At 64.0% G+C, this 7,656-nt stretch carries 10 protein-coding genes and 1 pseudogene; 6 read left to right on the top strand and 5 right to left on the bottom strand.

Annotated features, from left to right (window positions below):
• Window positions 1-131: 131 nt before the first annotated feature.
• The gene (locus F759_RS41450; RefSeq protein ID WP_084534380.1) at window positions 132-308 is read right to left on the bottom strand and encodes a DUF3563 family protein; all 177 of its coding nucleotides are present in this window, start codon (window positions 306-308) and stop codon (window positions 132-134) included.
• A gap of 107 nt (window positions 309-415) precedes the next feature.
• Window positions 416-1,606: an extracellular catalytic domain type 1 short-chain-length polyhydroxyalkanoate depolymerase gene (locus tag F759_RS0129310; RefSeq protein WP_027802995.1), complete on the bottom strand. Its 1,191-nt coding sequence runs from the start codon at window positions 1,604-1,606 to the stop codon at window positions 416-418.
• 58 nt (window positions 1,607-1,664) lie between these two features.
• Between F759_RS0129310 and F759_RS44915 the strand changes: the two genes are divergently transcribed.
• The 5 genes from F759_RS44915 to F759_RS0129335 all read left to right on the top strand — a co-directional run bounded on the left by F759_RS44915 (window position 1,665) and on the right by F759_RS0129335 (window position 4,969).
• Window positions 1,665-1,787: a hypothetical protein gene (locus F759_RS44915; protein ID WP_274533499.1), complete on the top strand. Its 123-nt coding sequence runs from the start codon at window positions 1,665-1,667 to the stop codon at window positions 1,785-1,787.
• 148 nt (window positions 1,788-1,935) lie between these two features.
• The gene (locus F759_RS0129320; RefSeq protein ID WP_027802996.1) at window positions 1,936-2,637 is read left to right on the top strand and encodes a phosphatase PAP2 family protein; all 702 of its coding nucleotides are present in this window, start codon (window positions 1,936-1,938) and stop codon (window positions 2,635-2,637) included.
• A gap of 131 nt (window positions 2,638-2,768) precedes the next feature.
• A complete protein-coding gene (modA, locus tag F759_RS0129325) occupies window positions 2,769-3,542 on the top strand; it encodes a molybdate ABC transporter substrate-binding protein (RefSeq protein ID WP_027802997.1) in 774 nt (257 codons plus the stop codon).
• Between the two features lie 49 nt (window positions 3,543-3,591).
• On the top strand, window positions 3,592-4,266 hold the full coding sequence (gene modB / locus F759_RS0129330; RefSeq protein ID WP_027802998.1) for a molybdate ABC transporter permease subunit: 675 nt from the start codon (window positions 3,592-3,594) through the stop codon (window positions 4,264-4,266).
• A 1-nt stretch (window position 4,267) separates the two neighbouring features.
• On the top strand, window positions 4,268-4,969 hold the full coding sequence (locus F759_RS0129335) for a sulfate/molybdate ABC transporter ATP-binding protein (protein WP_027802999.1): 702 nt from the start codon (window positions 4,268-4,270) through the stop codon (window positions 4,967-4,969).
• Window positions 4,970-5,002: 33 nt separating this feature from the next.
• Here F759_RS0129335 and F759_RS0129340 read toward each other — a convergent pair whose 3' ends face one another.
• Window positions 5,003-5,839, bottom strand: a complete 837-nt coding sequence (locus tag F759_RS0129340; RefSeq protein ID WP_027803000.1) for a TOBE domain-containing protein — start codon at window positions 5,837-5,839, stop codon at window positions 5,003-5,005.
• Window positions 5,840-5,985: 146 nt separating this feature from the next.
• Window positions 5,986-6,369 carry a tautomerase family protein gene (locus F759_RS0129345; protein WP_027803001.1) on the bottom strand — a complete coding sequence of 128 codons (384 nt, stop codon included), beginning with the start codon at window positions 6,367-6,369 and terminating at the stop codon, window positions 5,986-5,988.
• 97 nt (window positions 6,370-6,466) lie between these two features.
• Here F759_RS0129345 and F759_RS0129350 point away from each other — a divergent pair, with 97 nt between their 5' ends.
• The gene (locus F759_RS0129350) at window positions 6,467-7,318 is read left to right on the top strand and encodes a LysR family transcriptional regulator (RefSeq protein WP_027803002.1); all 852 of its coding nucleotides are present in this window, start codon (window positions 6,467-6,469) and stop codon (window positions 7,316-7,318) included.
• 185 nt (window positions 7,319-7,503) lie between these two features.
• Here F759_RS0129350 and F759_RS43085 read toward each other — a convergent pair.
• Window positions 7,504-7,656 (bottom strand): annotated as a pseudogene (locus F759_RS43085) (IS256 family transposase); the annotation flags it as partial.

Below are 7,656 nucleotides of genomic sequence, written 5' to 3' on the forward strand. Positions count from 1 at the left end.
CGCTCACATTTATTTACGACGTAGCCGGAAGACGGCTGTTTGACTCGACTACTGGCTTGGAGCCGAAGTTCAGGCCCTTCGCCTTGCACCGGCGTCATTCACTACCGCCGATGCTTCAACTGACACGCAGCTTAGTGCTGGCTCATCCACGACGGCTGACGAAAGCCTGCATCGCGATCCAGCTTGCGCATGCGGAACTCGAGGTCGTAGAGATCGGTCGCTTCGGCGAGGAATGCGTCAGCACGTTCTTTAGCGAGTTGTTCGGGCGACTTGGTCAAAAACAGGAACAGGCGGGTAAGCAGGTACATGGTCAACCTCGGCAATGAGTTTAGGCGTTGTCGCCTAAGGGATAACCCGTATTATAGGGAAAACCCTAGCATTGCGCCACCGCTCATTTCGACCTGTTGTTCAAACGTCACCGTGCGTGCGCAGAGGCTTCCGCCGCGCTGCTTTCGTCGCTGCCGGCGCCCGCCCGCCGCTGATGCTTGAAGAACTCCCACACCATTGCACTTGCGTCGGGGCCCTTCGCGGAGTGGAACGGCACGGCCTCGTCGCCGCCGCTCCACGCGTGCGCGAGTCCTTGTACATGACACACACGCACCACGCGCCGGCCGCTGCGAAAATAGTCGCGCATCGTCACTCCGCCTTTGCGTTCTTCGCGCAATTCGCCGGCTTTGCGCGCGCCTTTCGGGTCGATCATCCGATTCAGACGCAGAAACTGCGTCGCAAGCTGATCTGCATTGACCGGCGCGACGACATGATCTGCGTCGCCGTGGATAATCAGCGCCGGCATGCCCGGATAATGCGCGACGTCGACGACTTCGCCGACAAGCTCGACAGGGTCGCGCCGCGCGCCGCGTCGCATGACGTCCATCGCCGTGATGCCGGAGCGGGCTTCGCCCAAAGCGGGCCCCGAGTGCAACGCGACCGCAGCAAAGCGATCGGGAAAATGCAGCGCCAGCAGCGCCGTCAGCCCGGCCCCAGCGGAAATTCCAGCGACATACACGCGTTCGCTGTCGAAACCATGCTGCGCCACGAGCGCATCGACGAGCGACACCACCGCCCGCGCCTCGGCGCCGCCCGCGCTTTCGCCCGAGTCATACCAATGCCAGCAGCGGTGCGAATGCGCATGCTTCGACTGTTCCGGATAGACGACGGCAAAGCCGTAGCGGTCCGCCAGCACGTTCATCCGCGTGCCTTGCGCGAATTCGTCGATGGATTGCGTGCAGCCGTGCAGCATCACGAGCAAGGGCATCGTTTCGACAGCGTGGCCCGACGGAACGTAGAGGCCGTACTGGAGATGGTTGACGAGCCGGCCGGGCGCTGCGGGCGCCGAATGGAACGAACGCGCCCACGAACCGCTCGCCCACGCTGCCGCGCGCGGACGCACACGCGATTCGCGGACGGCCGCCTGCGGCGCCTCCCGTTTGACCGGCGCACGCAGCGCGGCGGACTTTAGCGGCCGAACTTTCGTCGCCGGCTTACTGGATGCTGGCCGGACCGGGCGCGTGGGCGCGCGCCTGGCGGTTTTGTGGGCGTGCTCGCTCTGAATCGCAAGCAGACGCTTGAGGCCGCGGAGCCAGATCTTCGATAGACTTTTTGCCATCGGCGCAAAACCTCGCAAAAAGGGCAGGATGATTGGATTCCAATGCGTTTCTTGTGCAATGCACAATAACACCAATCCTCAGGCGATGCAGGGCCGCCACGTCAATCCCGCGCAGCTTCTGACGATGAAACTCGCCGTCGGGGCCGGCATCAAAGCCCTGCTGCCCGTGTTTGCCGCCTAACGTGCCGAAGCAAAAAGCTTTCCGCCCAGCGCGAGCCGCTGGCGGCCGCCGTCTATACTGGCGGTTACCCGAACGCGTCGGCGATTCGCTCTGCTCGCGCGTTCAAAGAAATATCAACGATTCTGTGCGGCGCTGATCGCCTTTCCCGATGCCCGACTTACCAGCCCAATTGTGGTACTCGATCACGAGCCTCGGCGGCGCCGGCATGACGCTGCCGCTGGCGTTCGCCATCGCGCTGTGGCTCGCTGTCGGCTACACATGGCGTATGGCGGCGGGCTGGCTGCTGCTGCTTGGTGCGGCAATCGGCGTGGTGACGGTAACGAAGCTGGCGTTCCTCGGTTGGGGCGTCGGCGTACGCGAGTTCGATTTCACAGGCGTAAGCGGCCACGCAATGCTCTCGACGGCGGTCTATCCGGTCGCGCTGTTCCTGATGCTCCTGCGCGCGCGGCCGTCCGTTCGCCTGCTGGGCGTTCTGCTCGGGCTGGCTGCCGGAATGGCGGTGGGCTTGTCGCGCGTCGTGCTGAGCGCGCACTCGCCTTCGGAAGCGATTACTGGGTGCCTCGTCGGCGCGCTCGCCGCGCTGCTGTTCGTGCGGATGGCGTGGAACGCCGTACCCGAGCGCCTTTCCGCGCTTCCAGTCGCGGTCAGTCTGATGGTGCTAGCCGTGCTGATGCACGGTGTTCACTTACCGACTCAGCGCTGGGTGACGCACATCGCGCTGAAAGTGTCCGGCCACGACCGGCCGTTCATCCGCGCCAAATGGAAGGCCGTGCGCAGCGTCCGGCCGGCCGTCGCGCCTCTCTCGCAGACGCAAAACACACTCAAGCCACCGCGCTCGCTCAACGCCTAAACCCCTCTCCCAGCACGCCAGCAGCCCTGTTTGCGCCGCGAAATAGCCGTCATGCCCGCGCTATAACCTCGTGTATATTACGATATGCGTTTTAACCACCGCTCCGGTCAGCGCCGGACCTTCACACGTTCATGACACTGTCCCGCCGCCTGCTGAAACGAGCGCTGCTTTTTTCCAGCGCCATTTCCATTGCCTTTAGCGTCAACGCGCGCGCCGATGAACTGGTAGTGTCTGCCGCCGCCAGTCTGACCAACGCGTTCACGGCGGTGAGCGAAGCCTTCGAAAAGCAGCACGCCGGTACCAAGGTTCTGCTCAATTTCGGCGCTTCCGACGTCCTGATGCAGCAAATCGTCAAAGGCGCGCCCGCCGATGTTTTCGCGTCCGCGGACCAGAAGGCGATGGACAAGGCCGCGGCCGAAAAAGTCATCGTGCCGGCCACGCGCCAGGACTTCGCCGCCAACTCGCTCGTGCTGATTGTGCCGGCGGACAGTCGTTTCGCGCCGTCCAGTCTCAACGAATTGTCATCGTCGAAAGTGAAACGGATTGCGTATGGCGATCCGGCCTCAGTACCGGTCGGCCGCTACACGCAAGGCGCGCTGCAAGCCGCCGGCGTGTGGAACGGCGTCAGCGCCAAGGCCGTGCTCGCGGCGAACGTGCGTCAAAGCCTCGACTATGTATCGCGTGGCGAAGTGGACGCCGGCTTCGTGTTCGGCACCGACGCCGCGATTCTGCCGGGCAAGGTCAAGGTCGCGCTGACAGTGCCGACGCAAACGCAGATCACCTACCCGATCGCGCAAGTGGAAGGCAGCCGTCATGCGGCGGACGCACAGGCCTTCGTCAACTTCGTGTTGTCGCCGGCCGGCCAGGCGGTGCTCGCGAAGTATGGCTTCAAACCGGCCCGCTGATTCCGCTAATCCGGCTTTCATCAACCTCGACAACGAACCGCGCGCCATCATGCAACAGGCCTGGATTCCGCTGATGCTGTCACTCAAGGTGGCGGGCTGGGCAACCGCGCTCAATCTCGTGTTCGGCGTCGCCGCCGGCTTCGGCTTGTCGCGCTGGCGCTCGGGCGCGCGTGACGTCGTCGATTCGTTGCTGACGCTGCCGCTCGTCATGCCGCCTACCGTGCTCGGTTACTACCTGCTGGTGCTGCTCGGGCGACGCGGTGTAATCGGCGCCTGGCTCGATCGCTTCGACATTCAACTCGTGTTCACCTGGGAAGGCGCGGTAATCGCGTCGACGGTAGTCGCTTTTCCGCTCGTGCTGAAGTCGGCGCGCGCCGCCTTCGAAGCCGTCGATCCCCAACTGGAGCGCGCCGCGCGCACGCTCGGCGTCAGCGAAACGGCGGTCTTCTTTCGCGTGAGCCTGCCGCTCGCCGCACGCGGCATTCTGGCGGGCGGTCTGCTGGCGTTCGCGCGGGCGCTCGGCGAATTCGGCGCCACGCTGATGATCGCGGGCAACTTGCCGGGCCGCACGCAGACGCTTTCGGTTGCGGTCTATTCCGCCGTGCAAGCGGGCGACGACGCCACCGCGAATTTCCTCGTGATCGTGACCTCGGTAACGTGCGTCGTGATCCTGCTGCTCGCGGGCCGCCTCGTGCCGCAACGCACGCTTCTGGTTTCCCGCTGATATGCCGCTCGACGTCGACATTCACAAGATATTCGAGAGCGCCGAGCGCCGCTTCACGCTCGACGTCGCCTTTACCGCCAGCACGCAGCGCGTGGTGCTGTTCGGGCCGTCCGGCGCGGGAAAGAGTCTGACGCTGCAGGCGATCGCCGGCCTCTTGCGTCCCGACGAAGGCAAGATCACGCTGCACGGCAATGCGCTATTCGACAGCAAGCTCGATGTCGATCTGAAGCCGCAGGCGCGCAAGGTCGCGTACCTTTTTCAGGACTACGCGCTGTTTCCGCATCTGAACGTGCGTCAAAACATCGGCTTCGGCCTGCAACGCGGCTGGTTCAATCCGCGCGCGCGCAGCAGCCATGCGCAGACCGATTACTGGCTCGACGCGCTGGAATTGCGCGGCGTCGCCGGCAATTACCCGGCGCAGCTTTCCGGCGGACAGAAACAGCGCGTCGCGCTTGCGCGGGCGCTCGTCGCGCAACCTCAACTGCTGTTGCTGGACGAGCCGTTTTCGGCGTTGGACAGCACATTGCGTCAGCGCATGCGGCTGGAGTTGTCCGAGCTGCAAACACGGCTGGATATTCCAATGGTATTGATCACGCACGATCCCGACGACGTCGCCGCCTTCGGCGATCAGGTCGTGCAGATCAGCGACGGCCGCGTTCGCGAAAACCAGGCGTTCAGCGGCTACGCACGCAGCGAGACGTGATCGAGGGCAGCGCCTTCGCCCTCCCTCGCACCTTCAATCCTTCACGCCAAGTATCACGCTGGATGCCTTGAACGCCGCGACCGCGCTCGCGCCTTCCGCGAGACCGAGCGCTTCGGCGCTCTGGTTGGTGACGACCGCGGTGATAACCGCGCCGCCTTCGAGCACGAGCGACACCTCAGCGTTGACCGCGCCTGGTTTCACGCTCTGCACGGTGCCGCGCAACTGATTGCGGGCGGAGAGTTTCAGCGGCGCACCGCTTTCGCCTTCGACTAACAACACAACCCATGACGCCTTGATCAGCGCGAACGCCGCCAAGCCGACCGCGAGACCCAGCGCCTCGGTGCTTTCATGCGTGAGGACGGCGACGATCGTGTGGCCGCCGGGCAGCGTCAGAGAGACTTCGTCGTTGATCGTGCCGCGCGTGATATGCGACACGGTGCCGTAAAGCTGATTGCGCGCGCTCGTCTTGACGCCGATACGGCCGATCAGATCCCAGTCTGTCGCGAAACCTTCGATCGCCGCGCCCGCGCGCTCAAGAAAGCGCCGATGCTCGCGCTCGACCGCGCGAAACGTCTCGATAAGCTTGAGCGCGCGCGGCGTCAGCGTGGTGCCGCCGCCGCCCTTGCCGCCAGTCAGACGCACGACGAGCGGCTCGCCGGCGAGGTTGTTCATGGCGTCGACGGCATCCCACGCGCCCTTGTAGCTCATGCCGACGGCTTTCGCCGCGCTGGTAATGGAGCCGGTCTCGCCGATCGCCGCCAGCAGCGCGATTCGCGACGCGCCGCCGAGCGTATTCGCGCCTGCCTGGAACCAGACGGAACCGCCGACTTCCAGCGGTTCGCGAGGCAGATCGTTGAACTCGGATGTCATGGCGAGAAGCGGTCGGTAAATGATCGAGGACGGCGGATCATTATAACGACCGGCGCTTCGGCGCCCAGCTGCTAACGGACCGTGCAGCGGCTGCAAGGCGAGAGGCTGTCGCGATACCCCGACTGCACCGGTTAAACCGGCGCAGTTCAAACCGCGTATTGGGCGATGCCGTTGCCGAATGACCAGTTCTCCTTCAGCACTTCGACGAGATTGATCAGCACATCCTCTCGCCGCAGCCCCGGCGACTCATGCAGCTCGTCGACCATACGCCCGTACAGCGCCTTCTTCTGCTCCAGCGTGCGCGTGTTGTTCAGCGTTATCTGGATCATCACAAGGTCGTCGGTTCGCTGGACGTTGAGATATTGATTGTCGTACACGAAATTGCCGGCCTCGTGCTCGGTGATCAACATGAAAATGTCGTCCTTCGGCACGTTGAAAGTGGCGACCAGCGCGCGCTGGACGCCGTCCGTGAGCGCCTTCCGATATTCGACTGGCTTGCCGGCGCGCAAAGCGATTCGGGTAAGAGGCATGACAATCTCCTTCATTGGTGAGTACGTGCACACAGCTTAGGCCGGCTGGTCCATAATAAACAGACATTGTCCGCTATTTCATCTATATTCAACCGAAATGAAAGTCCTCGATCTGGATACCGTCCGGGCGTTCGTGCTGGTCGCCGATCTGTGCAGTTTCACGCGCGCCGCCGATGCGCTCGACACCACGCAATCCGCCGTTAGCCTCAAGCTAAAGCGGCTGGAGGTGCACCTGGGCAAGCAATTGCTGGAGCGTACGCCGCGCGTGGTGCGCCTTTCCGTCGACGGCAAAGCGTTTCTCAGCGCCGCTCGCGACCTGCTGAACGCGCATGAACGCGCGTTGGGGTCGCTATCGGTGGAGCGAAGGCGGCTTTCGCTCGGTCTCAGCGAGCATGTTGCGGGGCCGGACCTGCCGCAATTGCTGGCGCGGCTGAGCGCGCACGATCCGGCGCTGGTGGTCGAGTTGCACCTTGGCACGTCTGCCGCGCTGCTCGCCCAATTCGACGAGCGCCGTCTTGACGCGGTGATCGTCCGTTATGGGGCGGACGAGCCGCCGCGCGAAGAGGCCCAGGTGTTGTTCAGCGAGCCGCTCGGCTGGCTCGCGGCACCGACGTGGCTGCCGCGAGTCGGCGAACCATTGGCGCTCGCGCTCTTAAGTCCGCCGTGCAATGTGCGCGATGTTGCGCTGCGAACGCTGACGGACGCGTCCGTGGCGTGGCAGGAGGTATTCGTCGGTGGCGGCGTCGCGGCTGTCGGCGCGGCGTGTGCGGCGGGACTCGCGGTGTCGCCGCTCGCGCGCAGAGTAGCGCCGCGCGGTTTGATCGATGTGGGCGCCCGGCTCGGATTGCCGGCACTGCCGGAATCCCGTGTGACGCTGCACTCGCGGGTCAGAGACGAGCGTTCGAAGGAAACGCTGCGGCTGGTGACGAACGGGTTGGTGAGCGGGTGAGCGGGTGAGCGCGCGGATGAGCAGGTGAGCGGGCGGGTGGACGCTGGCGGTGCGTTGGGGGTGACGGCGGTAGCGCTTCAGAGCAATCCCGGCAACGTTGGTGACCTAGTGGGTTTCTCGCCCTCGGGCCTTTTCGGCTTTTCGGAGGTGTCAGAAATTTCGTGTGCTGAGGCCGGTTAAAAATCTCAGCTGATGGCGGCGGTGAATCGCTCACCGAACAGGATGGCGAACTGATTGACAGCTTGCCGCCAGGTGATAGGCGGCATCTTCCAATCCTTTTCAATGTTGCGCAAGGCCAGATACAGCAGTTTGCTGGCGGCTTCGTCGCTCGGGAAGTG

Origin of the sequence: Paraburkholderia dilworthii (assembly GCF_000472525.1) — a bacterium.
Lineage (GTDB): Bacteria > Pseudomonadota > Gammaproteobacteria > Burkholderiales > Burkholderiaceae > Paraburkholderia > Paraburkholderia dilworthii.

Bases quoted from the DNA above. Each gene is read 5' to 3' on its own strand.
- F759_RS0129345 (WP_027803001.1), bottom strand. From the start codon at position 6,369: ATGCCTCTTACCCGAATCGCTTTGCGCGCCGGCAAGCCAGTCGAATAT.
- F759_RS41450 (WP_084534380.1), bottom strand. From the start codon at position 308: ATGTACCTGCTTACCCGCCTGTTCCTGTTTTTGACCAAGTCGCCCGAA.
- F759_RS0129320 (WP_027802996.1), top strand. From the start codon at position 1,936: ATGCCCGACTTACCAGCCCAATTGTGGTACTCGATCACGAGCCTCGGC.
- F759_RS0129350 (WP_027803002.1), top strand. From the start codon at position 6,467: ATGAAAGTCCTCGATCTGGATACCGTCCGGGCGTTCGTGCTGGTCGCC.
- modB (WP_027802998.1), top strand. From the start codon at position 3,592: ATGCAACAGGCCTGGATTCCGCTGATGCTGTCACTCAAGGTGGCGGGC.
- F759_RS0129310 (WP_027802995.1), bottom strand. From the start codon at position 1,606: ATGGCAAAAAGTCTATCGAAGATCTGGCTCCGCGGCCTCAAGCGTCTG.
- modA (WP_027802997.1), top strand. From the start codon at position 2,769: ATGACACTGTCCCGCCGCCTGCTGAAACGAGCGCTGCTTTTTTCCAGC.
- F759_RS0129340 (WP_027803000.1), bottom strand. From the start codon at position 5,839: ATGACATCCGAGTTCAACGATCTGCCTCGCGAACCGCTGGAAGTCGGC.
- F759_RS44915 (WP_274533499.1), top strand. From the start codon at position 1,665: ATGCACAATAACACCAATCCTCAGGCGATGCAGGGCCGCCACGTCAAT.
- F759_RS0129335 (WP_027802999.1), top strand. From the start codon at position 4,268: ATGCCGCTCGACGTCGACATTCACAAGATATTCGAGAGCGCCGAGCGC.